Origin of the sequence: Bradyrhizobium sp., from assembly GCF_027307225.1 — a bacterium.
Lineage (GTDB): Bacteria > Pseudomonadota > Alphaproteobacteria > Rhizobiales > Xanthobacteraceae > Bradyrhizobium.
Window position 1 is genome coordinate 41,052 of sequence record NZ_DAHUXJ010000106.1, and the last position, 26,972, is coordinate 68,023.

Genomic DNA, 26,972 nt, shown 5'->3' on the forward strand with positions numbered 1-26,972 from the left:
TGTCGTTCCGGGATGGCGCGTCAGCGCCAGACCCGGAAATGACATTCCCTCACACAATCCCGCCTTCTTCTTCCGCCTTTTCGATCAGCGCCTGGCTCACCACCAGATTGCGCCGGGGAATGATGAAAACCATCGTCGAAACGCAGGCGAGCGAGAGCACGAATATCGCCGCGTTGAGCGGCGCCGGCGTCGCAAAATGGTCGCCGAGCCAGGCGCCGAACTGCGACAGGAACGAACCAAGCCCCATTTGCAGGAATCCCATCGCGCCGGAGGCGGTGCCGGCCGCTTCAGGCCGGACGCTGATGGCGCCGGCCGCGGAGTTCGACATCACGAAGGCGTTGGCGAACATCACGATCATCTGCGTGCCGAACAGCCAGGACGGCACCTGGTTGATCCCACTGAGCCCCCAGATCAGGTTCAAGAGGCTTCCGAAGAGTTGCAGCGCAAGGCCGAACCAGATCAGCTTTTCGAGCTGATAGCGCGGCGAGAAGCGCACGCAAAACAGATTGCCGATCAGATAGGCAAATCCCGTGGTCGCAAACCACGCGCCATATTCGGCGCCGGTGCGGCCCATATGCGTGACGACGATGTAGGGCCCTCCGCCGGCGAAGGCAAAGATGATCTGCGAGGCCAGCACCTGGCACAGCACATAGCCGATGAAGGCGCGGCTGGTCAGGAGACTGCCGACATCGCCGCGAAAGCCGCCGCCCGTCCTGGGCCGGACGCGGCGCGTCTCCGGCAAGACCAGTGCGATCGCGGCTGCGACGATAATGGAGCCCGCCGTGATCACGTAGAAGATCGCACGCCAGCCCAATGCGGTTTCGATCAGGCCGCCGGTCAGGGGGCTCAGCATCTGCGCGATCATCATGACCGCGATCACGAGGCTGATCATGGAGGAGATGCGCTCGCGGCTATAGAGGTCGCGGATGATGGCGCGGCTCACCACCATGCCGGTGGCGCCGCCGAGCGCCTGGAAGAACCGCGCGGCAATCAGTTGCGGCAGCGTATGGGCGAAGGTGCAGGCCGCGCTCGCCACCACCATCAGGGTGAGGCCCGCCAGTAGAACCGGCCGGCGTCCGAAGCGATCGGAGAGCGGCCCCATCAGGATCTGCGAACAGGCAATGCCGACCATGTAGAGCGACACCGTCATCTGCGCGATGGAGATGTCGCTCGCAAAGCCGGTGGCGAGCAACGGCAGCGCCGGCACCAGCATGTAGAGCGAGATCGGCGCCACGCCGGTCATGGCGACGAGCAGCAGCAGCATGATGCGCGCGTTCGGCGCGTCTTGTTTGGTCGGTGCGGCCGGTCTGTCGACGACGCCATGCATCAAGAGCTCGTTTCCTTAGTTAGGCGCAGATGTCATCGGTCCGGCATGCGCTTCATGCTTTCGTTTACGTGATGTTGTTAAGTCGGACCCTAGCGCCATTCCGCGCACGGCGAATGCGGTGTTTCGGAATGCGGCTATTCGTTTTCCGGGATGCGTGGTGCGCAATCGGGAATGTCGTCGGGGAATGGTTGTTCTTCGTCATTCCGGGGTGCGTCGGAGACGCGAGCTATGGTGCGCAATTGCGCACCTGGGAATCTCGAGGTTCCGGGTTCGCGCTCACGCGCGCCCCGGAACGACGTTTCAACATGGCACCTACAACGACAGCGGCGCGGTGGCCGCGTCGAGCCAGGTCCTGGTGGCGTCGTCGACCTGGCCGCGGACGGCGTGGCGGACGCGCTCATGGTATTGGTTGAGCCAGCTCAATTCGTCGCCGCTGAGCATATTCAGATCGACCAGGCGACGGTCGATCGGCGCCAGCGTCAGCGTCTCGAAGGCGTTGACCGGCTTTTCGGCGCCGGCGACCTCGGCGGCGACCACGAGTTCGAGATTCTCGATGCGGATGCCGAAGGCGTCGGTCTTGTAATAGCCGGGCTCGTTGGAAAGGATCATGCCGCGCTTCAGCGGCGTGGTGCCGAGCTTGGAAATCCGCGCCGGCCCTTCATGCACCGAAAGATAACTGCCGACGCCATGGCCGGTGCCGTGCTCGAAATCGACGCCGGCCTGCCAGAGATATTGCCGCGCCAGCGTATCGAGCTGTGCGCCCGACGTTCCGTCGGGAAACAGCGCGCGCGCAATCGCGATATGGCCGCGCAGCACGCGGGTGAAGCGGTCGCACATCTCCGGCGTCGGCTCGCCGATCGCAATCGTGCGGGTGACGTCGGTGGTGCCGTCTTCATATTGCGCGCCGGAATCGATCAGCAGCAGATCGCCAGGCGCGATGCGGCGGTTGCTCTTGCGGGTGACGCGGTAGTGCACGATGGCGCCGTTCGGCCCCGTGCCGGAGATGGTGGGGAAGGACACATCCTTCAGCGCGCCGGTGTCGCGGCGAAACGTTTCCAGCGCTTCGACCGCGTCGATCTCGGTGAGGCTGCCCGACGGCGCCTCGCGATCGACGAAGGCGAGGAAGCGCGCCAGCGCAATCGCGTCGCGCCGGTGCGCGGCTTTCGTGCCGGCGATCTCGGTGGCGTTCTTCACGGCCTTGAGGAGCGCGATCGGATCGGACCCGCGGATCGGCTTGCCGCCGCTCGAGATGATCAGGCGGGTCAGGGCGTCGGCGGCCGTCGCGCTGTCGAGCGCAATCGAGGCGCCGCTTTTCGACAGTTCCACCAGCTTTGGCGTCATCGCACCGGGCTCGACGATATCAGCGGTCTGTTCGAGGTGATCGCGCACGCTGTTGGAGAGTTTTCTATGATCGATGAACAGCGTCGGCCGGCCGCTTTTCGGCACCAGCGCATAGGACATGGGCAGGGGCGTGTGCGCGACGTCGGCGCCGCGGATGTTGAAGGTCCACGCGACCGCATGGCTATCCGACAGCACCAGCGCATCGGCGTTAAGTTTTGCGATCTCGGCCTCGATCCGCTTCAGCTTGTCGGCTTCGATTTCGCCCGCGAATTGCTTTCCGTGCAGCGACACCGGCGCCACCGGCGCAAGTGGCCGCTCGGTCCAGACGACGTCAACGGGGTTGCCTTCGACCGCGACCAGTTCGGCGCCGGCCCTGGCGCAGGCGGCCGCGAGCTTCTCGGCCGCCGCAGTAGTGTGCAGCCAGGGATCGAAGCCGAGGCGATCGCCGGGGCTAAGATGTTGCGCCAGCCAGGCTTCCGGCGGCGGGTCCACCAGCGGCTGGACGCTCCACACCCTGGTGTCGACCTGTTTGCCGGCTTGCAGGGTGTAGCGCCCGTCGACAAAGACAGCTGCCTCGCGGGCGAGCACGATCGCCATGCCGGCCGAGCCGGTGAAACCGGTCAGCCACGCCAGGCGCTCTTCGGACGGCGCGACATATTCGTTCTGCTGCTGGTCGGCGCGCGGCACCACGAACCCGGTCAGGTTGCGTCGTGTCAGTTCTTCGCGGAATGCGGAGAGGCGCGCGGTCAGGGCGACGCCGGTTTCGGGTTCTTCGAACGTCTGGAACAGGGCTTCGAACATTGGACGATAGTATCATCTTTTCCAAGGACAACTGTGTAACCGACTCAAATCGCTTCCGATTCGGAATTTATTGTGATTGAATTGCTGCACCTGCGTTAGACGGGTTTGAACGTTTCGTGACGTCCATGGTCGCGAGGCGCTTCGAGAAGAAATCTTCGGGTGGAATTCCAAGGCAGTTCCAAGGGCGTTTTGTTACTAGCGTCGAGGGATTAATCATGCCCGTCTTCACCTTTGAGAAGATTTCGCCGCCGCTCAGTGCGGCTGCGTCCGCGCCTGCTGCCGAAAAACCGCGCAACGTTATCGTTCAGTTCCTGGATCGTTTCGTCGAGGCGCGCGTCAAGCGCACGGCCGTTGAGGAAAATTCCGGTAGCCCGCCGCAACAGCAGACGCCGAACAAATAATCCACTGTCATTCCGGGATGGTCCAAAGGACCAGACCCGGAATCTCGAGAGTCCAGATAACCGCTGCGCGGTTTCCGGAATGACCTGATTAAGCCTTGCACAGCAACAGGCTGCTCCAGCCTTCGATCCTGATGTGCCGCTCCAGGATCAGCCCGCGCGCCCGGTAGGCTGCGATCACCGACGCCGCCTGCGGCGTCAGCAATCCGGACAGGATCAGCCGCGCCGCGCCGGCGAGGTGCCGCGACATCGGTGTCGCCATTTGCCGCAGCGGATTGGCGAGAATATTGGCCAGTATGAGGTCAAAGGGCTGGCGTTGGCGCAGCAGCGGTGCCGAAAAGCCGTTGCCCCACGTCACCTCAACGAACGGACCGACCCCGTTCTGCCGCGCATTCTCGGCGGCGACCTTCACGGACAGCGCATCGATGTCGCTCGCCAGCACCTGGTCGCGCAGGGCCTTGACGGCGGCGATCGCCAGTACCCCGGTGCCGGTGCCGAGATCGAGCACCCGGCGCGGCCGGTAAGCCTTCAGGACGTGGCCGAGCAGCAGCAGGCAGCCGCGGGTGGTGCCGTGATGGCCGGTGCCGAACGCCAGCGCCGCCTCGATCTCGACGCGGAGCCTGTTGGGCGCGACTCTGGCCCGGTCGTGCCGGCCATGGACGACAAAGCGACCGGCATGGACCGGCACCAGCTCGTCCAGCGTGGCCTTGACCCAGTCCTTGGGCTCGACGGTGTCGAACGTCACGGCCCGGCCAGCGTCCTCCCCGGCGGCCAAAGCGACCAGTTCGCGGATCGCGGTCTCGTTGGGCGCGTCCGCAAAATAGAAGGCCACGTCCCAGCGTCCGCCCGGTCCCTCGAAGGCCCCGACGGCTGCTTCGCCTTCATCGAGGGTTTCGGTCAGGCGATCGGCGACGCGGCGGGCGGTGGCCTCGTCGCCGATGGGCAGCGTGGCGCGGTGTGTTTGCGGGGTGAGCGTCGAGGTCATTGGATCGGCTGCTATCGGGTAGAGTTGATCGGCTCGGTCGATCCCTCCCCCCGCGAAGCGGTGGGGAGGGAAGGCCGTAGGGAAGCGGAGGCCAGGGTGGGGGGCCTATACCCCACCCCGACCCGCAAGGGGCGGGAAAAAGAAAAGTGTACTCAGCCCCGGCGGGATCAACAGTCGGTTCGTCATGGCCCAATTTAAGGTTTCGTTCACCCCGTTATTCTAGGTTCGCCTGTGCGAGACGCCCGTGCGCGCGTTTTGGCGCCGATATCGGCTCCGCGCACCTCTGTGGTTAAAAAGCAGATTAACGCGCAAGGGCATAGCGGTGGTTCTCAAACTATCCGTTGAGGCAGCTCATTTGCCGCCTCAAATGCCGGGATCGCTTCCCCCTTCGCAGGCTTCATCCTCTTGATGGTTAAGTGTTGGTTAAAGCAAGCTTTCCATCGTTTTGAATTTGCTGGCTGATCAACCCGTGGAGATGACGGTTGCTGCGCGAATGGCGGTCGCCGATTTGCGGCCCGATCGCCTGGTTGCCGCGGACGGCTTCTCGCGCGATGCACCTCGACGATGCTTCCCTCATGCGCAAAATCCGAACGGCTTCACGTTTCTTGTCAGGTTCTCATCCGGCCGCGCTAAGTAAGCGAACGAAATCGGAGAGAATTGTGAAGCGCCCATTCGGTCTTGTCGCAGCGTGTGTCCTCGCGTCCGCCGTCTTGGGGCGGCTTCACGCGGCGACCAATCTCGCGCCGGGCCCAGGCGACACCCGGCTTCACCTCGAAGCTTGCACCAAATGGACCGAACAACAAGGCAGCTTCACTTTCACCAACGAGTGCAGCGAGCCGGTGGCGCTCGTCTTCGTCGAGCTTGGTGGCCTGCGCCGGTTTGATCGCGTGATCAAGCCGAAGGAGCGGTTCGATATCAAGCTGCCCGAACAGGTGATCAATATGACGAGCTGGCTCTTTACGGCCTGCCCGGCCGGGTATGTTCCGAGCGTGCCCTTCACGGTGGAGGAGCAGGCCTTGATCGTCGCGGGTCAGTATGAGTGCATCCGGAGGAGGGGGGCCTCCAGGTGGTGACACATCGGTAGTGGGTCAGTGACGCACTACCGATTGGCCAGCGAACCCAACGCTCGTCCACAGTTACTGACGTCAAACATTCGCCGTTGTCTCAAGCGCTTGCCGGCTTTTCCCCAGGCTTCATCGGCGCGTCACAAATGCGTCCCTTGAGCTTTGAGAGTGCCGCGCGTCCCCAGACTTTTCCGCGTCCCATCCACCGTATCAGGTGCAAAGATCGCGCGACAATCCAGCGGTTTGACGTTTAGATCCGCTGCTACCTTCTGGAGAGTGAAGGGCGACCTGATCCATGCGCAACGGGCTTTACTCCATCAACATCCACATGCTCGACGGCGTGAGGGGCCGCGATAGCGGAATCCTCATTCTCAAGGACGGCCAGTTGCTCGGGGGTGGTCCGTTTTTCTGGTCGGTCGGCCGCTACAGCGTGGGTGACGGCACCTGGAATGGCGAACTCGTCACCAACCAGCATACGCCATTCACCGATCCCTTCGGCCGCCCGCTGTTCGGCGGAGAGGAGGTCAGCTCCGGATTTACCGGGAAATTTGCCGACGACGAGTCCGAGGTGTTCGGCACGACCCTGGTGGGATCGCGCAGCCTCTCCTTTCGCGCCGTGCTGAAGCTGTTGGCGGAGGAATAGCAAGAAGCAGCAGCGCCGTGCCTGGTTAACGATCCACTTCCGGCTTTTTGGAAAGCTGTCGGCATTTACTCAGGTTTGACTATGCCGCGACGGAAATTGCCTGACTTAACCGGTTGAACAGCGGCGGTAGCTCATGGTCTGGCCCAGACGGAGACGGGATATGCCAGACCCAGGTTCTTGCACCAGTAGCGACGTCCATGCTCGCGCAATTTGCGACGAGGTTGGCGAACGTCTTCGTGTTTTGCTCGACCGGTCGCAGACTCCGCCGCCGCCAGGGATTTTGGCGTTGCTGTTGCGACTCCAGTTGAGTGAACTGAAGACTGCGCTTGCAGAACCCGCGAACGATCTCGCCGTCGCGAGTTGACGTTCACGACGCGGTCGCCCGTTTCCATTTCGCGAGCTGCGTCAGTTTGACGTCAGACGGCGGTACAGCCACCATCCGAAGCCTGCGGCGACCGCCATCCAGACCGCAACGATCGCTGCCGCCGCACGCCTGCCGACAGGTCGCGCTTGCGCCGCCTCCGCCAACGCCCGGTGCTCTTCCATGATGTCTGCAGGGATCAGCCGGATGACCAGCCAGATACCCGCAGGAACCAGGATGACATCATCCAGGTAACCGAGGACCGGGATGAAATCAGGTATCAAGTCGATCGGTGAGAGCGCGTATCCCGCCACGAGCGCGGCCAGTGCCTTCGCGTACCAGGGGACACGCGGGTCCCGGCTGGCAAGGTAAAGGGCGTGAACGTCCCGTTTGACGAGACGAGCCCAGTTCTTCACCTCTCCCCACATTCTAGTGGTCCAATTCTAACATTCGCATCCCTTCTCAGCAGTCGCTTTTGCGAATGTTAGAATTAGAAGGACCACTAGCAAATATGGGTTTCTAGTGGAGTTTTGGATTTGACATTCGCTTGACGAACCCGCGGCTAGGTGGGTAGCGAATGTCAAATCCACTCCACTGCACCGGCCATCCACATCTCATCCCCAGGCTGTCCACCGCCTTTACGCAAACACTCCCCGGCGATCGCGCAAGATCACCTGCGCGGCGTTGTGGCCGGGCGCGCCGGTGACGCCGCCGCCGGGATGGGCGCCGGAGCCGCAGTGATAAAGCCCCTTGAGCGGGCCGCGGTAGTCGGCGTGGCCGAGCATCGGGCGCGCCGAGAACAGCTGGTTCAGCGTCAGCGCCCCGTGAAATATGTCGCCGCCAAGCAGTCCGAATTGCCGCTCGAGGTCGAGTGGGGAGAGGATCTGGCGTCCGATCACGCTCGCCGCAAAGCCCGGCGCATACCGGTCGACGGTGGCGATCATGAGGTCGGCGACTTCCTCGCGATAGTTATCCCAGGACAGCCCACCCGGCAGTTCCGGCGCGACGTGCTGGCAAAACAGACTGGCGACATGCTGGCCCGGCGGCGCGAGGCTGTCGTCGAGCGTCGAGGGGATCAGCAACTCGACCACGGGCGCGCGGCTCCAGCCGCTTTCGCGCGCGTCCAGCCACGCGCGGTCCATGTAGGCAAGGCTCGGCGCAAGGATGATTCCCGAGGTGAGGTGATCGCCTTCTCCCGGCAGCGCCGTGAACGAAGGCAACGCTTTCAGCGCCACATTGATGCGGAAGGTGCCGGAGCCGTTGCGCCAGTTTTGCATGCGCTTGAGGAAATCCTCCGGCAGGGCGTTTGACGGCACGAGGCGGGTGTAGAGCAGCTTCGGATTGACGCCGGACACGACATAGCGGGCGCGGATGGTCTCGCCATTGTCGAGCACGACGCCGGCCGCGCGGCCGCGCTCGACGATCACCTCGCGAACGCCTGTCTCCAGCGTGATCTCGGCGCCGGCCTCTTTGGCGGCGCGTGCGACGGCCTGGCCGATCGCGCCCATGCCGCCGATGGCATGGCCCCAGACGCCTTTCTTGCCGTTCACTTCGCCGAAGGCATGGTGCAGCATCACATAGGCCGAGCCTGCGGCGTAGGGCGATGCATAGTTGCCGACGATGGCATCGAAACCAAACAGCGCCTTGATCAGGTCGCTCTCGAACACCTCGTCCAGCATCTCGCCGGCCGAGCGCGTGAACAGGTCGAGCAGCAGGCGCTGCTGTTCCATCGACAGCTTGCGCAGGATATTCGCCGTGCCGAGCGCATTGAAGCTTTCGCGGATCGCGCCCGCGCCAAAACCGTCGACCAGGTTCGGCGGCGCGCGCAGCACGAAGGCGCGCAGCACGTCGGCAATCTCCTCCAGCTTTCGGTTGAAACCGTCGAGTTCGGCGGCGTCGCGCGGGCTGAGTTTTGCGAGCGAATCCCTGGTGCGGCCTTCGCCGGTCAGCAAATAGCGGCCGTCAGGCGCGGGCAGGAAGTTCTGCGCGCGGCGCTCGACAATCCTCAAACCATGCTGGCCGAGTTTCAGGTCAGAAATAATCTGGGGGTTGAGCAGGCTCACGGTGTAGGCGGCGACCGAATTGCGGAAGCCCGGAACGAATTCTTCCGTCACCGCAGCGCCGCCCACGACCTTGCGTCGCTCGACCACGCGCACCCGCAAGCCGGTCCGTGCCAGATAGGCCGCGCAGGTGAGGCCGTTGTGGCCGGCTCCGATGATGACGACGTCGGTTTCGTTCATGTGGGGTTTCATCCCGGGCGTCATTCCGGGACACGCATAAAGCGTGGACCCGGAATCTCGCGCCGTAATTTCGAGATTCCGGGGTCGCCCCTTCGAGGCGCCCCGGAATGACTGCTAGATGACACATCGAAGGCGGCGATGCGAGCGTTGGGTTACGTTCAGTCCGTTGCCCGCATTCCCATCCTATGCTCCATTGCCCGGCCCTACCCGGAGTTTTCATGTCCGCCGTTGAGTTGGTGACAGACAGGCCGTCCGTCTCGCGAAACCGGCTGGTGCTGCTGGTCTACACGGCGGCGATCTTCGTCAGTGCGCTGCTGTTGTTTTCGGTGCAGCCGCTGTTCACCAAAATGGTGCTGCCACGGCTCGGCGGCTCGCCGGCGGTGTGGTCGGTGGCGATGGTGTTTTTCCAGTCGCTGCTGCTCGCGGGCTATGCCTATGCGCATCTTCTGATGCGGATCGCTAACCGTCTGGTCGCGATCCTGGTGCATGTGGCGCTGTTGATCGTCGCCTTCGCGACGCTGCCGCTCGCGATCGCAGCCGGTTTCGGCGATCCGCCGACCGGCGGCTACGCGATCTGGCTGCTCGGCCTGTTTGTGGCCTCCATCGGGCTGCCGTTCTTCGCGCTCGCGGCGAACAATCCGCTGCTCCAGGCCTGGTTCGTCCGCACCGGCCATCCCGATGGCGTCGACCCGTATTTTCTCTATGCTTCTTCCAATGTCGGCAGCTTCCTCGCGCTGCTCTCCTATCCGTTGGTGTTAGAGCCGCTCTTCACGCTGAGGATGCAGAATCTGCTCTGGAGCGGCGGCTACGGCCTCCTGATCGTCTTGATCGCGGCTTGTGGCTTGCTGTTGTGGCGGTCTCCAGCCCTGGTGCCTTCAGGCATGACGGCCGAAAGCGACGCGCCGGCGCCATCTCTCGCCACCCGCGCGCGCTGGGTGTTTCTCGCCGCGGTGCCGTCCGGCCTGCTGATTGCGGTGACCGCGCATATTTCGACCGACGTCGCCGCCGCACCCTTGCTGTGGGTGCTGCCGCTCTCGCTCTATCTCCTGACCTGGGTACTGGTGTTCCAGTCGCGGCCGCTGATACCGCATAAATGGGTGTTGCTGGCGCAGCCGGTTGCGATCGCCGGCGCCATCATGCTGCTCGCTGTCGGCGGTGAACAGAATTTGCTGCTGACGCTCGGCGGACATCAACTTTGTTTCTTCGTCATCGCCATGGCGTGCCACGGCGAACTTGCGCGCACGCGCCCCCACGCAAAATATCTCACCGGCTTCTATGTCGCGCTGTCGTTCGGCGGCATGATCGGCGGGCTCTTCGCCGGGTTGATCGCGCCGAACGTGTTTTCCTGGATCGCGGAATACCCGATCCTGATCGTGTTCGCTGCGCTGTGCCGCCCGGTTGAGAACGAACGCTGGCCGCGCCTGAGCCGCTGGCTGTGGCCGCTCGCGGTGATGGTTGCATTGCTCTTGATCGTGCCGTCGCAGATGAAAGGCGAACTGTTCGACTGGTTCGAGGATTATCGCGTCGATGTCGCGGGCGGCGTCGCCGGTCTCGGCATGTTGCTGGCGCTCGTGTTCGACACCGCGCGGTTCAAGCTCGCCGTTGTCGCGGCGCTGGCGCTGGTGCTGGTGCGCGTCTATCCCGCCGATGACGGCCGGGTGGATACCGTGCGCAGCTTCTTCGGCGTCCACAAGATCGTGACGACGCCAAGCGGCCGTTACCACGTGCTGATGCACGGTTCCACGATTCACGGCGCGCAGAAATTCGCCAACGCCGACGGCACGCCGGTCGTGGGCCGGCCCGACCCGATCACCTACTATCACAAGGACGGCGGCATCGGTCAGGCGATCGCCGCGGTCCGCGACCGCAAGGGCGCGCCGCTGCGCGTAGCGGCGATCGGCGTCGGCTCCGGTACGCTGACCTGTGCGGCCGCGCCGGGCGAGACCTGGAAGTTCTTCGAGATCGACCAGACCATGGTCGATACCGCGCGCGATATCAGATATTTCACCTACGTCCGGAATTGCCAGCCCGATTTCAAGCCGGTCATCGGCGACGCACGACTGACGTTTGCGCGCGAGCCCGACGGGCTCTACGACCTGATCATCGTCGATGCCTATTCATCCGACGCGATCCCGATCCATCTCGCCACGCAGGAGGCGATGAAGATCTACAAGGACAAGCTTGCTCCGCAAGGCGTGGTGCTGATGCACGTCTCGAACCGGCATCTGGAACTGGCGAGCGTCGTGGTCGGCATTGCGGACGCCAACGCAATGAAAAGCTGGGTCTATGATGAAGATTCCGGCCGCGACGACGAATATATCTTCGCGACCAATGTCGTGGTGTCGGCGCGCGCGGTGGCCGATGTCGGCAAGCTCGTGTCATCGGACAAATGGGAAGAAACCGAACCTTCCGCCGGTCAGCGGGTCTGGACCGACGACTATTGCAACGTGCTTGGCGCGGTTTATCGACGCCTTCGCGAAGGCGGATAGCTGCTTCAAGAACGGCCAATTCTGAAATCGATTTTAGTCTTCCGCCATAGTCTCGGGGAACTCGGCCGGTAATCTCGGCGTTTTCTTGCACATTGTCGAAGTTTGTGCCGCCGTTCGGGCTTGCAACCTTGCTTGTGCGATGCCGGCGCGTCGCCCGGGAGGAGTCTATGTCAAGCATCAAATGGTTATCGGTCGTTGTGCTGTCTGTTGGACTGTCAGCCGGCGCCTATGCGGGTCCACGAGGCGGAGGCGGGGGCGGGGGCGGGGGGCACGGCGGCGGAGGTGGAGGTTTCCACGGCGGCGGAGGTGGAGGCTTCCACGGCGGTGGAGGTGGAGGATTTCACGGCGGTGGCGGTGGAGGATTCCGCGGCGGGGGTGGCGGCTTTCACGGCGGCGGCGCGCATTTCGGCGGGGGTGGTGCGCATTTCGGTGGCGTCCATGGCGGCGGCGCGCGCTTCGGCGGCGGTCACGTTGGCGGCGGTCATATGGCCGGTCGCCAATTTGGCGGCGGTCACGTCGGCGGTGCGCGTGGCGGAGGCGTCCACGGCGGCGGGCATTTCGCGGGTGGCGGACGCCACGTCGGCGGTGCTGGGCATCTCGGCGGCGCTGGCGCGACTGCGCATGCAGGCCGCGGCGGTGGCGCAATTTCGAACGCTGGCCGCGGCGGTGGCGCAATTTCGCGCGCAGGCCGCGGCGGCAATTTCGGCGGGGCTCACTCGCTGGCGGGACGTAACGGTGGAAACAACCGTCACGCCGCAATGCGGGCGAACGCCGTTCATCACGCACTTGCCGGCGCCGCTGTTGCCGGCGCGCTGCATAACCGCGGTGCGCTAAACAATCCGGCATCGCGTGCACATATTTCGGCGGCTGCAGCGACGGCCGGATGGCGTGGTCACGACCGGAATGGCGGCTGGTGGCGGCACGGCAATGGCGGCTATGGCTGGGTCGGCCCGCTGTTCTGGCCGTTCGCCTACAACGACATGTATGACTATGCGATGTGGGGTTATGGTCCCTCGTTCTGGGACTACGGCTATGGCGATCTCTACGCTGGAATTTTCGCGCCTTACGGTTATGACGACCTGGCCGGCTATCTGCCTTATGGCGGCGGTTATTCCGGCGGCGGTTATGCCGGCGGCGGCTATTCCGGCGGCGGTTATGCCGGCGGCGGTACTGCCGGTAGCGGTGCGGCGCCGTCCGGTCGTGCGGCTGCGCCGAACCAGCCGAATGAACTGACGCAAATGTGCGGCCAGGACACCCAGGACATCGCCGGCCTTCCGATCGACCGGATCCAACAGGCGATCAATCCGGATGACGAGCAGCGCAAGGCGCTCGACGATTTCGCCAATGCGTCGGTCAAGGCGGCCCAGATCATCAAGGATGCCTGCCCGTCGCAAGTTGCATCCACCGCGCCCGGCCGGCTGGCTGCGATGCGGACGCGGCTCGAGGCGATGATCTCGGCCGTCAACACCGTCGAGCCGCCGCTCGATCATTTCTACGGCCTGCTCAACGACGAGCAAAAGCAACGGTTGACGGCGCTTGGTGAAGAGCAGCGGCGCGGCCGCAACAATGACGATTCGTCGACGCAAGCCTGCGGTAACGGGCAGCCCGGCGTCACGGACTGGCCGGCGGCCGAAATCGAACGAAAGCTGCGTCCGACCGAGGCACAGCAGGCGAGCCTGAACAATCTGAAGGATGTCACGGCTAAGGCAGCCGACATGCTGAAGGGAACGTGCGAGCCCAACGAGGCATTGACCCCGCCGGCGCGGCTCGCGGCAGCCGGCAAACGCCTGGATGCGATGTTGCAAGCGGTTGAAACCGTCAAACCCGCACTCGATGACTTCTACAACCAGCTGAGCGATGAGCAGAAGGCCGAGTTCGAATCGATCGGGACATCGCGCGATGCCGCCCAGGTCTCGGATACCAATGAGACGGCCCCGGCGCCACGGCACCACTACCATCATCGCCATCACGCCAGCGCGGCGGGCATTATCCGCCGGCTGATCGGGTTCTGATCGGATTTCGCAAGCAACGCGCCGGCTCTTGCCGGCGCGTTTTTCATGAAGCCCGGACGCGCGGCAAACCTGCCGCGCCCCCGCCGATCACCGCGCGGCGATCGGCGACCGCGTGATGAAACTGCTCGAGCACGAGACCATAGGCGGACAGATCGCCTTCATCGATCGCGCCGTCGTCGTAGCCTTCCAGCGTTTCGCGGAGGAATTCATCGGCCTCTTCCTGGAGCGCGTCCAGTTCTTCAAGCGAGTTTGTCTTGCGCACCTGCGCGATATGCGCCAGCAGCTTGTCGCGATGCTCGCCGGTCAGCGAGCGCTCGTCGCGCTTCATGTAATGGCGGAACCCCGCCGTCGCCGACCCAAGCACCGAAAGCAGCAAGACGACGCCCCAGATGTAGTCGCTGTACTTGTCGAGGAAGGTCCGTTCGGTGCCGTCGATAAAGGCCGCCGCGCCGGGATGCGCCGGGATCGCCGCGTCCTTGTCGGTGTCCGGCTTTTCGATCTTGGATGCAGCGGGGTCTTGCTTGACGAGCGCCGGGCGCACGTTGAACAACGCCCGCGTGAACGCGCCGGCCTTCGTGTCCGACAGCTTCTTCGTCGCCACGATCAGGTGGTTGACGCCGACGGTATCGACTGTGTCGTCGGGGCGGGCAGGGGAGGTCGTGAACGAGCTGCCTGGAATTTCCTCGGACTCATAGAGCGGATGCTTGTGGGCGAGCGCCTCCGAGACATCGATGGCGAGAAAAGCCGGCTCGCCGCGCAGCCGCGCGGTCGTGACGATGGCATCGGTGGTGATCTTGCTATCGAGCGGGCCGACCGTCATGAAGGCGTCGATCGAGGGATCTTTCACCATCTCGGTTACTTGCGAAACGGGGAAGCGCGAAATCGCTACCTTGTCGGGGTTAAGGCCGGATTCGCTCAGGATCAGCTTGAGCAGGGTGACATTGACCGCGGTGCGGCCGAGAACGCCGACACGCTTGCCGTCGAGCTCTGCGATCTCCTTGATTTTCGATTTGCTTTCTTTCTTGCCGCTCTTGCGCGGCGCGCCGGACGGCGCCCACAGCACCACGACGTTCTTGCGCAGGATGGCGACCGATCCCGCCCCCTTCGGCATGTCCTCGTCGGCACGGCCGACGGCAAGGTCGACTTCACCGGCTGCGAGGAGCCCGAGGCTCTCGACCGGACCGGCGGTCGAGACCACGGTCAGGCGGACCGGAGTTCCTTCGGTGATGAACTCCTGCGCCAGACTCTGGATCACTTTCTGGTCTTCGCTTCCGGCCGGTCCGACCGCGATGCGCAAGACGGCTGGCCGCGACAGCAGGAAGGCAGCGCCGGCGACCGCCGCCAAGATCAGCAGCGCGGCGGCAATGAGCAAAAAAGGAGAGCCGCTTTTCCGTCCGCCGGAAGCCAGCTTCGCGTTCAAACTGTCCGATACAGGCATGCCGCCGCCAGATGAATTGGTAGCCCCCGAAAGCCTATCCCAGGCCCCAAGGATGCGCTGCACCATTCTAGAGCTCCGATTCCGAAGTTCGCAAGCTATTGCGGCCCCTCCGATGCGAACTTCGGAATCAAAGGAGCTCTAGCAACTTATTGTTTTGAGTAGGCTTTGAATTTGAAGTTCGTATAACGAACTCACGGCGAAACTGATAGGAACTTCAAATTCGCCGCACCAGCACGCCTCGGAGGTTGTGCGGGCGCTACTATTTATGTTGGCGGACTTGCTTCGGTCATCGTTAAAATTGCCGAATCGCGTAACGATGGCCCGACCCGGGGAATTTCGTTGCCGGGGCGTGGCATTCGGCCGATGGTTTGCGCTTATTTCGAACACGATGGTGCAGAACCAGTTATGCCCGCCGAATGTTGTGAAACCGACAATTTGGCCCGGACGCGTTTCGGCAGGTCCGAACGCGCGCGCCGAGGAGAGCGTGCCGTGCGATGGCGACGTGTGCTTTGCCTGGTAGTGCTGACGGCCGGCCTTTCGGCCTGCCAGGAGCCGGACTACACCCCGGAGCAACGGGTTTGCATTGCCTCGCACTATGCCGCCTATGACGCCAAGCAACTCGACCAATGTGTCGACGTGTGCCGGGTCTGCATGAAGGGCAATGTGGTGACCTGCAACACCTCGTGCCGGCTGCGCGGTGCGAGACCGCCGGCCGAACCGTAGGGACTCAAACCAGTGCCCGTTTTGGCTAGCGCCGCAAAGCGCGCCTCAGCTCTTGAGTCAGCTCCTACTGGCGTCCATCAAGCGCGACTTGAAGGATGCCTCGCAACTCCAAGTGCCTGATCAATTCGAATAGTAGTAACCGCGCTGCTGCTGGTACTGATTGCCGTAGCCGTCATAGCCCTGCGGCTGCTGCTGATAGTAATCGGCCTGCCTGTCTGAGGGCCGCCGCACGCCGCGTGGTGCCGGATAGCGCTGATCGGTCGAACTGCCATCGGCCGGATAGATGTAGCCGTCGTCGGCCCGTTGCTGCTGCTGCTGCTGCTGCACGGGGCGGCGGCCGGGGAAAAATTGCGGCTGCGGCGTCAGCAACATCGGCTGGCCGGCGTCCGAAGTTTGCTGCTGATATAGCCGTTGCTGATATTGCTGATCCGGCTGTTGGGGCTCGTTGCGCGCTACGGCGGTATTGCCCCGCTTGCGGGCGATCGCCACTGTGGACGAGCCGGTCAGCGTCACGGTGGCGTTGAGCACGCCTTGCTGCTCGACCAGCGCGTAGAGCGTCGAGGCGTTGGCGCGCGACAGCCGCACGCAACCATGCGAGACCGGCATGCCGAGGCTTCGTTCGGACTCGGTACCGTGGATCGCGTGCCCGATCTTGGTGAAGAAGATCGAGTGCGGCATCGGCGCGTCGTCGAATTCCTTGGAGAAGTGGTCGGCTTCCATGCGGAAGGTGCGGAAGGTGCCGTTCGGCGTCTCGTGCGACGGATTTCCGGTGGAGACCGGCCAGTGATAACGGGTGACGCCGTCGACGGCGACGGTCATCATCTGGTTATCCTTGTCGACGGTGATGGAAACTTTGGCCTGTGCGGCGCCCGCGGCAAACAGCATCAGGGTCGTGGCAGCAACGAGAAGGGAACGCATTTACCTCTGGCCTCCAGGCCTTTGATTTCGCACCGCACCCCATCCCACTGGATTAATATGCCTGAATTCCAGTGCTGGTTCCAGTATCCGCTTTCGCATCGCCGAAACGTGTATGCCCATCTCGCATCGTTAACGGCAAAGCCGTGGCAGGGCCTGCCGATACGTTCATCATCCTGACCTCAGCGTGGCGCATTGGTGAACGCGGGAACCGAAAGCGCTACATCGGCGTTATCGATTCACATTCACGGGAAGAGGAATCGATGATGCTAGGTAAGGAAAAGGCGATCAGGGCAGTGGCCCACCCGGTCGATGTACCGGTCGCGCGTTGGCTTGGGTTACTCGCATTGGCGCTGGCGCTGCTTGCCGTTCCCGCCGCAAGCCATGCGCAAGGCCTCGTGGGCGGTATGCAGCAAGGCGCCGCGCAAGGTTCTTATGACGGTGGCCGCGCTGCCGGCCCGGTTGGCGCGGCGGTTGGTGGCGCCGTCGGAGCCGGTGTCGGCGGGGCGTTTGGCGTGGTCGACGGCGCTCTCGGCATTCCCTATCGCCGCCACTGCCACGGCTATTACAACCGCTACGGCCACTGGCGCTGCTATCGGTAATTACACTGCGCCGTCATTCCGGGACGGTCTGTAAAGACCGGGCCCGGAATCTCGAGATCCCGGATTCGATGCTGACGCATCGCTCCGGGATAATCCTTTCAGGATTAATTTTTGAGCCGGTATCCGGTCTTGAAAATCCACGCCACCGCGATCATGCAAATGACGAGGAACGATAGCGTCATGCCGATGCTCACGGCGACGCTGACGTCGGCGATCTCGTAGAAGCTCCAGCGAAAGCCGCTGATCAGATAGACCACGGGGTTGAGCAGCGTGATGGTTCGCCAGCCCGACGGCAGCATGTTCACCGAATAGAAGCTGCCGCCGAGGAAGGTCAGCGGCGTCACGATCAGCATCGGGATCATCTGCAGTTTCTCGAAGCCGTCGGCCCAGATGCCGATGATGAAGCCGAACAGGCTGAAGGTGACTGCGGTGAGCACCAGGAAAGTCAGCATCCAGAAGGGATGATGGATGTGCAGCGGCACGAACAGGCCGGCGGTTGCGAGAATGATCAGGCCGAGAACGATCGATTTGGTCGCCGCCGCGCCGACATAGCCCAGCACGATCTCGAAATAGGAAATCGGCGCCGACAGGATCTCGTAGATGGTGCCGACGAATTTCGGGAAATAGATGCCGAACGACGCGTTGGCGATGCTCTGCGTCAGCACCGACAACATCACTAGTCCCGGCACGATGAAGGTGCCGTAGCTCACGCCCTCGACCTGGGTGATGCGCGAGCCGATCGCAGCACCAAAGACGACGAAATAGAGCGAGGTCGACACCACAGGCGACACGATGCTTTGCAGGATCGTGCGCGCGGTGCGCGCCATCTCAAACTTGTAGATCGCGCCGATGGCCCGGAAGTTCATGACTGCCTCACCAGTGTCCCCGATTCCGAAGTTCGCCTGTATTCGCGGCCCCTCCGGAGCGAACTTCGGAATCGAAAGGGACACTGGCAAATTTAGGTTTTTGGTGCGGCATTGAACTTGAAGTTCCTATATGAGGGCGAGGCAAAGCTGGTAGGAACTTCAAGTTCGCCGCACCAAACTTACAAAAATGTCTTCCAGCGAGCTTTGGCTGGTTTCGAGATCGGCGAAGCGGATGCCGGCATCGCGCAGGTCGGCGAGCAGGCTGGTGATGCCGGTGCGGTCGCCCCGCGTATCGTAATTGAAGATCAGGTCGTTGCCGCCGTTCGACAGTTCGAGATGGTAGGCCGAAAGCGCCGGCGGGATCGCGTCGATGCTGTTCTGCAAGTGAAGCTTGAGTTGCTTGCTCCCGAGCTTCTGCATCAACTTGGCCTTCTCCTCGACCAGGATGATCTCGCCCTTGTTGATGACGCCTACTCTGTCCGCCATCTCCTCGGCCTCGCCGATGTAATGCGTGGTGAGGATGATGGTGACGCCGGCTGCTTTCAGCCCGCTCACCACTTCCCACATGCCCTTGCGCAATTCGACGTCGACGCCGGCGGTCGGCTCGTCAAGAAACAGAACCTGCGGCTCGTGCGACAGCGCCTTCGCGATCATCACGCGGCGTTTCATGCCGCCGGACAGCGTGACGATCTTGGAATCCTTCTTGTCCCAGAGCGACAGGTCCTTCAGCACCTTTTCGACGTAGGCCGGGTTTTTCGGCTTGCCGAACAGGCCGCGGCTGAAACTCACGGTGCCCCACACGGTCTCGAAGGCGTCGGTATGCAGCTCCTGCGGCACCAGGCCGATCATGGTGCGCGCAGCGCGGGCGTCGGAGATGATGTCGTGGCCGCCGACCGTGATGCGGCCGGTCGAGAGATTGTTGATGCCGCAGATGATGCTGATGAGCGTGGTCTTGCCGGCGCCGTTCGGCCCCAGCAGCGCAAAGATCTCACCTTGCATGATCTCCAGATGGATGTCCTTCAGCGCCGTGAAGCCGGAGCCGTAGGTTTTGGAGAGTTGGGAGACGGAAATAATGGAAGGCATGGAGCCGATGCTGGTTTTTCAGGAAGCGAAAACGCGAGGGGCGTACACCGGCCGCCAGGCAAGAGGAAGGAATTTTTGTGCAATCCCGCGAGGCGCTTTTGCCGGTTGTCTGCGGGGGACCAACGCATATCTTGTTGCCGGGAACAAATCAAAACAGCCGGTCAAATAACCGGTTTTCAGGAAACGCCGGGGCTTTTGTCAGCATGATGTCAGTATGCAGGAATTTGTGCGCCGTTTCGCTGTTGGCAACGGCCTTTGTGGCGTTGCCGCCGGTGGCCAACGCGGCCGAGGCCGGCATCAAGCTCGGCAATACCGCGCCCTATAGCGGGCCGGCTTCCGCCTACGGCACCATCGCCCGCGCCGAGGCCGCCTATTTCCAGATGCTCAACGAGCAGGGCGGCATCAACGGCCGCAAGATCGAATTCCTCACCATGGACGACGCCTATTCGCCGGCCAAGACCGTCGAGCAGACCCGCAAGCTGGTCGAGCAGGACGAGGTGCTGGCGATGTTCTCGTCGGTCGGCACCGCGCCGAATATCTCGGTGCAGAAATATCTCAACGCCAAGCATGTGCCGCAGATCTTCGTGTCGTCCGGCGCGACGCGCTGGAACGATCCCGGGCATTTTCCCTGGACCGTCGGTTTCAACCCGACCTACGAACTCGAAGGCAAGCTTTACGCGGAATACATTCTGAAGACGAAGCCCGACGCCAGGATCGCGGTGATCGCCCCGAACGAAGACGCCGGCAAGGATTACGTGCGCGGCTTCAAGGAAGGTCTCGGCGAACACATCAAGCAGCTCGTCTCCGAGACGACGTACCTCACGGCCGATCCGACCATCGACTCGCAGATGGTGACGATGCGCGAATCCGGCGCGGATGTCTTCTTTGCGGAAGCGACGCCGAAATTCGCCGCGCAAGCGATCAGGAAAGCCGCGAGCATGGGCTGGAAGCCGCTGATCATCCTGCCCTCGGTGTCGAATTCGTTTTCGGCGGTGCTTGAGCCGGCGGGCCTGCAGAATTCGGTCGGCGTCGTCACCGGGCTTTATCTCAAGGACCCCAACGACACGCGCTGGGCGAACGATCCGGCGCTGAAGGACTGGTTCGCCTGGATGAAGAAGTATCAACCCAATGCGTCGACCGGCGATCTCTTCAACGTGCAGGGCTACACGGTGGCGCAGATCATGGCGCAGGTTTTGAAGAATTGCGGCGACGATCTTTCCCGCGAGAACATCCTCAAGCAGGCCAAGCAGCTCGACGGGATCGAGATGCCGATGCTGCTGCCCGGCATCAAGGTTTACACCGATCCGAACAACGTCACGCCGATCCGCCAGATCCAGATGGCGCGCTTCGACGGCAAGTCCTGGGTGCTGTTCGGGGATGTTCTCGGGGAGAAGTAGCTACCTTCTTGTCCCTCCCCCGCGGAACGCGCGGGGAGGGTGGCCGTCGCGAAGCGACGGTCGGGTGGGGGGCTAGAGCTCCGATTCCGAAGTTCGCAAGCTATTGCGGCCCCTCCGATGCGAACTTCGGAATCAAAGGAGCTCTAGCAACTTATTGTTTTGAGTAGCGGCTTTGAATTTGAAGTTCCTATGACGAACTCACGGCGAAACTGCTAGGAACTTCAAATTCGCCGCACTAGTACATCGGAAATATCGAGAGTGTGTTCTTTGAACCCCCACCCCGGCTCGCTGCGCTCGCTGAGCTCTGCTCGCCTCGGACCCCGCAATGGAGAGGGAAAAGAAAGCGGCGACCGCACGCTATTGAAAATAATTGTTGATGATGCGCAGGTCCGAGAGCGTCGGCTGCTGGCCGTTCGTGCTGGCCTCGATCACCCGGCGGCAAACCTCGGCGGTCGCCTCGTCCCTGAAATCGTTTGCCGCTTCCAGCACCGTGCGCGCGGTGTCGAGCGCGCCGCCGTCCTGTTTCGGCGCCTCGGATTGCTCCGCCATCGCGCCACCCTTGCGGCCAAAACCCTGCCCGGCGGCCTTGCCGAAGGCGGGCACACCCTTGCCAAACGGAATTGCGGTCATGCTGGCTTCCCCCTGATCAGGCGTATAACGCGGCCTTCAGGCCCGCATCGGCCGCCGTACCGCCCTTGCGCGACTGGCAGAAGGCCATCACGCTGCGCGACGTCTCGATGTTAAGGCGGTCGTAATCATTCTCGAGAGTTCTGAGTTCGCTGGCGGTGATCCGGTGATCCTTGGCGCCGAGGAACAGCAGCGCCATCATGGTGTCCCACGAGAAATCCAGCGCCTTGCAAAGGATCAGGAGCATCTCGCGATTCTTGTCGAGCATCACGCGCTCGATCATGTCGCTCGGCAGCGAGCAGAGCAGCGACATGCCGATCGTGACTTCCTCGAACCGGTGCGAGCGGGCGTAGCTCGAGATGCTCGATTCGTTCAGATTGCCGAGCCGGTGCTGCGTCGTTACGACGCGCTTGGCGACGAAATGGCCGCGCGAAGCGGGACCGAACTTCGACTGCAATTCGCCGGCGAGGTCACTCACGGATGACTGGATCTGCCGCGCCATTTCCGGGCGCTCGAGCTCCAGCCGCTTCTTCACATCGGAGGTCGCTTTCGCAATCAGCTGCTGGAAGACATGCCGCGGGATGTCCTTGCGCAGGCCGAGCTGCTCGGCGAGGATGGAATCTCCTTCCGCGCGCTGGACCATGTTCAGGAAGCCGAAGTCGGAGAACCTGGCGCCGCTGTTGCCGGCAACCGACTTGACGACTTCCTGGTCGCCGCGCTTGACCAGCTCGTCGGTCACGCGTTCCTCGAGCGTCTCGCGCTGCGAGATCGACAGCATGTGCGCCTGGCTCTTGGTGCAGGCATTGGCCACCAGCGCATAGGTCTCGAGCTGCTTGGAATCGCGCAGGACCGGACCGGCGACTTCGATCGCGTCATCGAAGGCCAGCTTGTGAATGATGTTGACCGGCGCCTGGTCGAAACGCGCCAGCTTTTCGGACAGTTGCGCGCGGGCCGCGACCTCGATCTCGTCGGCCAGACGGGTGACGACTTCGCCGAACGTCCAGATTTCTTCCTCGCTGAAGCTGCCCGCAATCATGAGGTCGGTGGTGTGCCACAGCGCCTTGGCGCGGCTGGCGGGCGTACCGCGCGCAACCGCCTCCTCCAGATCGTCGATGAACGAGTTCGATTCGGTCTTCTTGACCGTTTTGAATTGCAAGCTCATTTGGGCAGCCAAATCCTTCGGCGAAACCTCATCGGTGAGCCACAATACAGGCCACGCGCAAGTTTTCGGTAAAGATGGCTCCGAAGTATTGTCGATCAAAATTCGTTAAAATGCGTTCAATTTGGTTAAGGTCATGAACCGTTCAGCAGCAGGATGGCGAGAGGGAGTAAGGCAGGGTGGTAAATGTCCTGGGAATCAATTCAGTGTACCACGAGTCGGCCGCGGCACTGCTGGTCGACGGCGAGCTTGTGGCGGCCGTCGAGGAGGAGCGGTTCAACCGCATCAAGCACGGCAAGGAGGCCACATGGGATAATCCCCATCAGCTTCCGGAGCGCGCAATCCGCTTTTGCCTGAAGCACGCCGGGCTCACTCCCCGCGACATCCACCATGTCGCCTACTCGTTCGATCCCAAGCAGCGGGTCAAGCAATACCGCGCCGACTGGTGGGATCCCCGCTATGAGGAAACCTTTCGTTTACGGATCGGCCGGGTTCAGGCTGCCGTGGACGAGCTTCTCGGACGATCCCTGGGGAAGCGATTCCATTTCGTCTCCCACCACCTGGCGCACGCCGCTTCGGCCTATTTCCCCTCCGGCTTCGATCGCGCGGCCATCCTCTCCATCGACGGCATCGGCGAGACGGCTGGCTCCTCGCTGGCGAAGGCGAACGGGGCGCGTATCCAGACCATCGAAACATTCGAATATCCGCATTCGATCGGCTTTCTGTGGGAAGTGTTCAGCGAACATCTCGGCTTCTCGCATTACGACGCTTCGAAAACCATGGGGCTCGCGGCCTATGGCAATCCCGAAGTGTACCGCCGGCAGTTTCATTCCATCTTGCGCGCCGAAAAGGAAAACTACGGTGTCGCCCAGGATGTCCTCGGCTTTCAGCCGAAACAGGATGTCAGCATGGAGACGATGTTCGGCCCACGCCACCAGGAGAGTTCTGAATTTCAGCAGCGGCATGCCGATATCGCAGCCAGCCTTCAGGAGGCGACCGATGCCGCGATCATGGCGCTGGTCCGGCGCGTCAAGCGCATGGTGCCATCAGACAATCTGTGCATCGCCGGCGGCGTTGCCCTCAACTGCGTGACCAATGAAGTGGTGAGGCGCTCCGGCGAATTCACCAACATCTTCATTCCCTCCGCACCGCACGACGCCGGCACCGCGATCGGCGCCGCGCAGCTCGTGCATGCCGCGACCCAAAAGAAGCCGCCGCAGCGTGGCTATTCCACGCCGTATCTCGGGCCCTCATTCAAACGGCGCGATATCCTGGAGGCGGTGAAGTCCGCTGGCCTCAAGGCGCGGCAGAGCAAGTCGCCGGCGCGCGACGCGGCAAAAATGATCGCCGACGGCAAGATCGTCGCCTGGTTTCAGGGCCGCATGGAATTCGGACCGCGTGCGCTCGGCAACCGTTCGCTGCTCGCCGATCCGCGACGGCCGGAGATGCGCGACATCCTCAATCAGAAGGTCAAGCACCGCGAAGATTTTCGTCCCTTCGCGCCGAGCGTGCTCGCCGAACACGCCGGCGATTGGTTTGAAGTCGGCGGCCACTTGACGAGCCACGAATTCATGCTGTTCGCCCCGAGGGTCAGGCCCGAGCAGCTCGATCGCATTCCTGCCGTCGTGCACAAGGACGGCACCGCCCGCGTGCAACTCGTGAGCCGGAAGTCAAATGCTCGCTTTCACGAATTGATATCCTGCTTTCATGCGCTGACCGGCGTGCCGCTCGTCGTCAATACATCCTTCAACGACAGCGAGCCGATCGTCTGCACGCCGACGGATGCGATCGTCACGTTTCGCAAATCCGGCATCGACGCGCTGGTCATGGACGACGTGATCCTGACGGCGCAGGGCTGAGCGACAGTATCGTGCGTCAGGGGATCACGCCCGTTCCACAAAACTGTCGACGACCTTCTTCTCGCCGGCTTTCTCGAAAGCAATGGTGAGCTTGTTGCCGTCGACCTTCACCACATGGCCGTAGCCGAATTTCTGATGAAACACGCGGTCGTCGAGGTTGAAGTCCGAGGTGGTGCCGGTGGATTTCGCGATCAGCTCGCCCTCGATCACGAGTGGCGCGCGCTTCGGCTTGGCAAAGCCGCCGCCGTCGCGTGAACCATAGGACGATTGCCGTTCCTCGAAGCCGTAATTCTGGCGCCCGCCGCGCGCGCGGTTCGCTTGTGCGCGCTGCCAGCCCGGCGTGGTGTAGCTCGAACCAAAGGATTCCATGTTGTCGAAGCGCGAGGCGCCATAGCCGCCGGCGCCGCCCCAGCCCGAACCGCCTTTGGATTCCGTGATCTCCACATTATGCGCCGGCAACTCGTCGAGGAAACGCGAGGGGATCGTGGTCGACCAGGTGCCGTGAATACGCCGATTGGTGGCGAAATAGAGTTTCGCGCGTTTGCGGGCGCGCGTCAGCCCGACATGCGCCAAACGGCGCTCTTCTTCCAGCCCGGCGCGACCCTGTTCGTCGAGCGTGCGCTGGCTCGGAAACAGGCCTTCCTCCCACCCGGGCAAGAACACGTTGTCGAATTCGAGCCCCTTGGCCGAATGCAGCGTCATCAGCGACACCGCTTCTTCTTCGGCGCCGCCGTCGCGGTCCATCACCAGCGAAATGTGTTCGAGAAAACCTTGCAGGTTCTCGAACTCTTCCATCGAGCGCACCAGTTCCTTCAGGTTCTCCAGCCGTCCCGCAGCATCCGCCGAGCGGTCCTTCTGCCACATGTCGGTGTAGCCGCTTTCGTCGAGCACGGTTTCGGCCAATTCCGTATGCGAAGTCACTTCGGCCTGCGCGCGCCAGCGCCGGAAGCTCGCCAGAAGCTCGCGCAAGCTCCCGCGCGCTTTCGGCTTCATCTCGTCGGTCTCGACCACGGCGCGGGCGGCCTCGTATAGCGGGATGCGCCGCTTGCGGGCGTGATCGTGCAGCATTTGCACAGTGGCATCACCCAGGCCGCGCTTTGGCACATTGACGATGCGCTCGAAGGCGAGGTCGTCGGCGGGCGAATTGACCACCCGCAAATAAGCCAGCGCGTCGCGAATTTCGGCGCGCTCATAGAATCTCGGACCGCCGATCACGCGATAGGGCAGGCCGAGTGTGACAAAGCGATCTTCGAACTCGCGCATCTGGAACGAGGCCCGCACGAGAATGGCGACCTGGTTGAGATTTTCTTTCCTGCGCTGGAGTTCCTCGATCTCCTCGCCGATGCCGCGCGCTTCCTCTTCCGAGTCCCACGCGCCGGTCACGGTGACCTTCTCGCCGTCGACATCCTCGGTACGCAAGGTCTTGCCGAGCCGGCCCTCGTTGTGCGCGATCACATGCGAGGCGGCGGCGAGGATATGGCCGGTGGAGCGGTAGTTGCGCTCAAGGCGGATGACCTTCGCGCCGGGAAAGTCGTGCTCGAAGCGCAGGATGTTGTCGACCTCCGCGCCGCGCCAGCCATAAATCGACTGGTCGTCATCGCCGACGCAGCAGATGTTGCGCGGGGGCGATTGCACCGTCATTCCGGGATGCGCTGCAAGCGCAGACCCGGAATCCCGAGCTGAGTCCTCTTGACCTCCGGATTCCGGGTTCTGACCTTCGGTCAGCCCCGGAATGACGGTCTTGGGCGAAGGCGCCTGCGCGAGCAGCCGCAGCCAGAGGTACTGCGCGACGTTGGTGTCTTGATACTCGTCGACCAAGATGAACTTGAAACGGCTTTGATATTGCCGCAGCACATCCGGGTGTTCGCGGAACAGGCGGATGTTTTCGAGCAGGAGATCGCCGAAGTCGGCGGCGTTGAGAATCTTCAGCCGTTCCTGATAGCTCGCATAAAGTTTGCCGCCCTTGCCGTTGGCGAACACGGCGGCTTCGCCCGAAGGTACCTGCGCCGGTCCGAGGCCGCGATTCTTCCAGCCGTCGATCAGGCCGGCCAGCATCCGCGCCGGCCAGCGCTTGTCGTCGATGCCCTCAGCCTGCAGGAGCTGCTTCAAGAGCCGAACCTGGTCGTCGGTGTCGAGCACGGTGAAATTGGATTTCAGCTGCACCATCTCGGCGTGGGTGCGCAGGATGCGCCCGCCGATGGAGTGGAAGGTGCCGAGCCACGGCATGCCTTCGACCGCCTGGCCGAGCATTTCCGCAAGGCGCGATTTCATCTCGCGCGCGGCCTTGTTGGTGAAGGTGACCGAGAGGATTTCGCCCGGCCGCGCCCGGCCCTGGCTGAGAATGTGGGCGATGCGGCAGGTCAGGACGCGGGTCTTGCCGGTGCCGGCGCCGGCCAGCACCAGGACCGGGCCGTCGAGCGTCTCCACCGCTTCGCGCTGCTCGGGATTGAGGCGGGTGAGGTAGGCCGGCACGGCCGTGGCCCGCGCCCGCGCGGCAATCCCGCCGGCCAGGGGCTGGTGCTCTGGAACATCGTGACGGGGCAGGTGGCTCGGTTCGGTCATGTCTCGATTCGTCTGACTGCCCACGATGGCACGTTCCGCGCGAATTTGGGCGAGGGGGCAGTCTTCATAGCAGGAATGAA

General features: G+C 62.9%; 22 protein-coding genes. 10 read left to right on the forward strand and 12 right to left on the reverse strand.

Translation table 11 applies throughout. The features are described 5' to 3' along the window. Positions 1-49: 49 nt before the first annotated feature. A complete protein-coding gene (locus M6D32_RS18760) occupies positions 50-1,327 on the reverse strand; it encodes a multidrug effflux MFS transporter (protein WP_298258919.1) in 1,278 nt (425 codons plus the stop codon). Positions 1,328-1,639: 312 nt separating this feature from the next. Continuing rightward, entirely contained in the window at positions 1,640-3,469 is a 1,830-nt protein-coding gene (locus tag M6D32_RS18765) for an aminopeptidase P family protein (RefSeq protein ID WP_298258921.1), read from the reverse strand. Positions 3,470-3,585: 116 nt separating this feature from the next. On the opposite strand from M6D32_RS18765, the gene M6D32_RS18770 reads away from it, so the two are divergent. Then, positions 3,586-3,870, forward strand: a complete 285-nt coding sequence (locus tag M6D32_RS18770) for a hypothetical protein (protein WP_298258924.1) — start codon at positions 3,586-3,588, stop codon at positions 3,868-3,870. An 88-nt stretch (positions 3,871-3,958) separates the two neighbouring features. On the opposite strand, the gene M6D32_RS18775 is transcribed toward M6D32_RS18770, so the two are convergent. Next, the gene (locus M6D32_RS18775; RefSeq protein ID WP_298258926.1) at positions 3,959-4,852 is read right to left on the reverse strand and encodes a 50S ribosomal protein L11 methyltransferase; all 894 of its coding nucleotides are present in this window, start codon (positions 4,850-4,852) and stop codon (positions 3,959-3,961) included. Between the two features lie 659 nt (positions 4,853-5,511). On the opposite strand from M6D32_RS18775, the gene M6D32_RS18780 reads away from it, so the two are divergent. Together M6D32_RS18780 and M6D32_RS18785 are read left to right on the forward strand one after the other, a co-directional pair. Continuing rightward, on the forward strand, positions 5,512-5,925 hold the full coding sequence (locus M6D32_RS18780) for a hypothetical protein (protein WP_298258928.1): 414 nt from the start codon (positions 5,512-5,514) through the stop codon (positions 5,923-5,925). A 286-nt stretch (positions 5,926-6,211) separates the two neighbouring features. Further along, entirely contained in the window at positions 6,212-6,559 is a 348-nt protein-coding gene (locus M6D32_RS18785; RefSeq protein WP_298258930.1) for a GrlR family regulatory protein, read from the forward strand. Positions 6,560-6,964: 405 nt separating this feature from the next. Here M6D32_RS18785 and M6D32_RS18790 read toward each other — a convergent pair whose 3' ends face one another. Both M6D32_RS18790 and M6D32_RS18795 read right to left on the reverse strand, forming a co-directional pair. Continuing rightward, positions 6,965-7,348 (reverse strand): YkvA family protein, encoded by a 384-nt coding sequence (locus tag M6D32_RS18790; RefSeq protein WP_298258932.1) that lies wholly within the window; start codon positions 7,346-7,348, stop codon positions 6,965-6,967. 210 nt (positions 7,349-7,558) lie between these two features. Beyond that, a complete protein-coding gene (locus tag M6D32_RS18795) occupies positions 7,559-9,160 on the reverse strand; it encodes an NAD(P)/FAD-dependent oxidoreductase (RefSeq protein WP_298258934.1) in 1,602 nt (533 codons plus the stop codon). A gap of 218 nt (positions 9,161-9,378) precedes the next feature. Here M6D32_RS18795 and M6D32_RS18800 point away from each other — a divergent pair, with 218 nt between their 5' ends. The 3 genes from M6D32_RS18800 to M6D32_RS18810 all read left to right on the forward strand — a co-directional run bounded on the left by M6D32_RS18800 (position 9,379) and on the right by M6D32_RS18810 (position 13,661). Further along, positions 9,379-11,649, forward strand: coding sequence for a fused MFS/spermidine synthase (locus M6D32_RS18800; RefSeq protein WP_298258936.1), 2,271 nt, complete (start codon positions 9,379-9,381; stop codon positions 11,647-11,649). Between the two features lie 228 nt (positions 11,650-11,877). Then, on the forward strand, positions 11,878-12,483 hold the full coding sequence (locus M6D32_RS18805; protein WP_298258938.1) for a hypothetical protein: 606 nt from the start codon (positions 11,878-11,880) through the stop codon (positions 12,481-12,483). Next, positions 12,408-13,661, forward strand: coding sequence for a Spy/CpxP family protein refolding chaperone (locus M6D32_RS18810; RefSeq protein WP_298258940.1), 1,254 nt, complete (start codon positions 12,408-12,410; stop codon positions 13,659-13,661). Before M6D32_RS18805 ends, M6D32_RS18810 begins: the two co-directional genes overlap by 76 nt. Positions 13,662-13,704: 43 nt before the next feature. Here the strand turns inward: M6D32_RS18810 and M6D32_RS18815 are convergent, their stop codons facing one another. Beyond that, positions 13,705-15,099 (reverse strand): TAXI family TRAP transporter solute-binding subunit, encoded by a 1,395-nt coding sequence (locus M6D32_RS18815; protein ID WP_298258942.1) that lies wholly within the window; start codon positions 15,097-15,099, stop codon positions 13,705-13,707. Between the two features lie 489 nt (positions 15,100-15,588). Between M6D32_RS18815 and M6D32_RS18820 the strand changes: the two genes are divergently transcribed. Next, positions 15,589-15,822 carry a hypothetical protein gene (locus M6D32_RS18820; protein ID WP_298258945.1) on the forward strand — a complete coding sequence of 78 codons (234 nt, stop codon included), beginning with the start codon at positions 15,589-15,591 and terminating at the stop codon, positions 15,820-15,822. A gap of 120 nt (positions 15,823-15,942) precedes the next feature. Here M6D32_RS18820 and M6D32_RS18825 read toward each other — a convergent pair whose 3' ends face one another. Beyond that, positions 15,943-16,740 (reverse strand): L,D-transpeptidase, encoded by a 798-nt coding sequence (locus M6D32_RS18825; protein WP_298258947.1) that lies wholly within the window; start codon positions 16,738-16,740, stop codon positions 15,943-15,945. Positions 16,741-17,003: 263 nt separating this feature from the next. Between M6D32_RS18825 and M6D32_RS18830 the strand changes: the two genes are divergently transcribed. After that, the gene (locus tag M6D32_RS18830) at positions 17,004-17,339 is read left to right on the forward strand and encodes a hypothetical protein (protein ID WP_298258949.1); all 336 of its coding nucleotides are present in this window, start codon (positions 17,004-17,006) and stop codon (positions 17,337-17,339) included. A gap of 104 nt (positions 17,340-17,443) precedes the next feature. Here the strand turns inward: M6D32_RS18830 and M6D32_RS18835 are convergent, their stop codons facing one another. Both M6D32_RS18835 and M6D32_RS18840 read right to left on the reverse strand, forming a co-directional pair. Continuing rightward, positions 17,444-18,205 carry an ABC transporter permease gene (locus M6D32_RS18835; protein ID WP_298258951.1) on the reverse strand — a complete coding sequence of 254 codons (762 nt, stop codon included), beginning with the start codon at positions 18,203-18,205 and terminating at the stop codon, positions 17,444-17,446. Between the two features lie 159 nt (positions 18,206-18,364). After that, positions 18,365-19,288: an ABC transporter ATP-binding protein gene (locus M6D32_RS18840; RefSeq protein WP_298258953.1), complete on the reverse strand. Its 924-nt coding sequence runs from the start codon at positions 19,286-19,288 to the stop codon at positions 18,365-18,367. Positions 19,289-19,491: 203 nt separating this feature from the next. Between M6D32_RS18840 and M6D32_RS18845 the strand changes: the two genes are divergently transcribed. Next, positions 19,492-20,685: an ABC transporter substrate-binding protein gene (locus M6D32_RS18845; RefSeq protein WP_298258955.1), complete on the forward strand. Its 1,194-nt coding sequence runs from the start codon at positions 19,492-19,494 to the stop codon at positions 20,683-20,685. A 357-nt stretch (positions 20,686-21,042) separates the two neighbouring features. Here M6D32_RS18845 and M6D32_RS18850 read toward each other — a convergent pair whose 3' ends face one another. Beyond that, on the reverse strand, positions 21,043-21,315 hold the full coding sequence (locus M6D32_RS18850; RefSeq protein ID WP_298258957.1) for a hypothetical protein: 273 nt from the start codon (positions 21,313-21,315) through the stop codon (positions 21,043-21,045). A 16-nt stretch (positions 21,316-21,331) separates the two neighbouring features. Next, positions 21,332-22,474 carry a DUF2336 domain-containing protein gene (locus M6D32_RS18855; protein ID WP_298258959.1) on the reverse strand — a complete coding sequence of 381 codons (1,143 nt, stop codon included), beginning with the start codon at positions 22,472-22,474 and terminating at the stop codon, positions 21,332-21,334. Between the two features lie 176 nt (positions 22,475-22,650). Here M6D32_RS18855 and M6D32_RS18860 point away from each other — a divergent pair, with 176 nt between their 5' ends. Then, a complete protein-coding gene (locus M6D32_RS18860) occupies positions 22,651-24,330 on the forward strand; it encodes a carbamoyltransferase C-terminal domain-containing protein (protein WP_298258962.1) in 1,680 nt (559 codons plus the stop codon). 24 nt (positions 24,331-24,354) lie between these two features. Here M6D32_RS18860 and M6D32_RS18865 read toward each other — a convergent pair whose 3' ends face one another. Then, positions 24,355-26,892, reverse strand: coding sequence for a UvrD-helicase domain-containing protein (locus M6D32_RS18865; RefSeq protein ID WP_298258964.1), 2,538 nt, complete (start codon positions 26,890-26,892; stop codon positions 24,355-24,357). Between the last annotated feature and the right edge of the window lie 80 nt (positions 26,893-26,972).

What these genes read in the sequence shown, in the direction of transcription:
- M6D32_RS18760 (WP_298258919.1), bottom strand. Translation starts at nt 1,327, where the DNA reads ATGCATGGCGTCGTCGACAGACCGGCCGCACCGACCAAACAAGACGCG.
- M6D32_RS18765 (WP_298258921.1), bottom strand. Translation starts at nt 3,469, where the DNA reads ATGTTCGAAGCCCTGTTCCAGACGTTCGAAGAACCCGAAACCGGCGTC.
- M6D32_RS18775 (WP_298258926.1), bottom strand. Translation starts at nt 4,852, where the DNA reads ATGACCTCGACGCTCACCCCGCAAACACACCGCGCCACGCTGCCCATC.
- M6D32_RS18785 (WP_298258930.1), top strand. Translation starts at nt 6,212, where the DNA reads ATGCGCAACGGGCTTTACTCCATCAACATCCACATGCTCGACGGCGTG.
- M6D32_RS18790 (WP_298258932.1), bottom strand. Translation starts at nt 7,348, where the DNA reads ATGTGGGGAGAGGTGAAGAACTGGGCTCGTCTCGTCAAACGGGACGTT.
- M6D32_RS18795 (WP_298258934.1), bottom strand. Translation starts at nt 9,160, where the DNA reads ATGAACGAAACCGACGTCGTCATCATCGGAGCCGGCCACAACGGCCTC.
- M6D32_RS18800 (WP_298258936.1), top strand. Translation starts at nt 9,379, where the DNA reads ATGTCCGCCGTTGAGTTGGTGACAGACAGGCCGTCCGTCTCGCGAAAC.
- M6D32_RS18805 (WP_298258938.1), top strand. Translation starts at nt 11,878, where the DNA reads ATGCGGGTCCACGAGGCGGAGGCGGGGGCGGGGGCGGGGGGCACGGCG.
- M6D32_RS18810 (WP_298258940.1), top strand. Translation starts at nt 12,408, where the DNA reads ATGCGGGCGAACGCCGTTCATCACGCACTTGCCGGCGCCGCTGTTGCC.
- M6D32_RS18815 (WP_298258942.1), bottom strand. Translation starts at nt 15,099, where the DNA reads ATGCCTGTATCGGACAGTTTGAACGCGAAGCTGGCTTCCGGCGGACGG.
- M6D32_RS18825 (WP_298258947.1), bottom strand. Translation starts at nt 16,740, where the DNA reads ATGCGTTCCCTTCTCGTTGCTGCCACGACCCTGATGCTGTTTGCCGCG.
- M6D32_RS18830 (WP_298258949.1), top strand. Translation starts at nt 17,004, where the DNA reads ATGCTAGGTAAGGAAAAGGCGATCAGGGCAGTGGCCCACCCGGTCGAT.
- M6D32_RS18835 (WP_298258951.1), bottom strand. Translation starts at nt 18,205, where the DNA reads ATGAACTTCCGGGCCATCGGCGCGATCTACAAGTTTGAGATGGCGCGC.
- M6D32_RS18840 (WP_298258953.1), bottom strand. Translation starts at nt 19,288, where the DNA reads ATGCCTTCCATTATTTCCGTCTCCCAACTCTCCAAAACCTACGGCTCC.
- M6D32_RS18845 (WP_298258955.1), top strand. Translation starts at nt 19,492, where the DNA reads ATGATGTCAGTATGCAGGAATTTGTGCGCCGTTTCGCTGTTGGCAACG.
- M6D32_RS18850 (WP_298258957.1), bottom strand. Translation starts at nt 21,315, where the DNA reads ATGACCGCAATTCCGTTTGGCAAGGGTGTGCCCGCCTTCGGCAAGGCC.
- M6D32_RS18855 (WP_298258959.1), bottom strand. Translation starts at nt 22,474, where the DNA reads ATGAGCTTGCAATTCAAAACGGTCAAGAAGACCGAATCGAACTCGTTC.
- M6D32_RS18865 (WP_298258964.1), bottom strand. Translation starts at nt 26,892, where the DNA reads ATGACCGAACCGAGCCACCTGCCCCGTCACGATGTTCCAGAGCACCAG.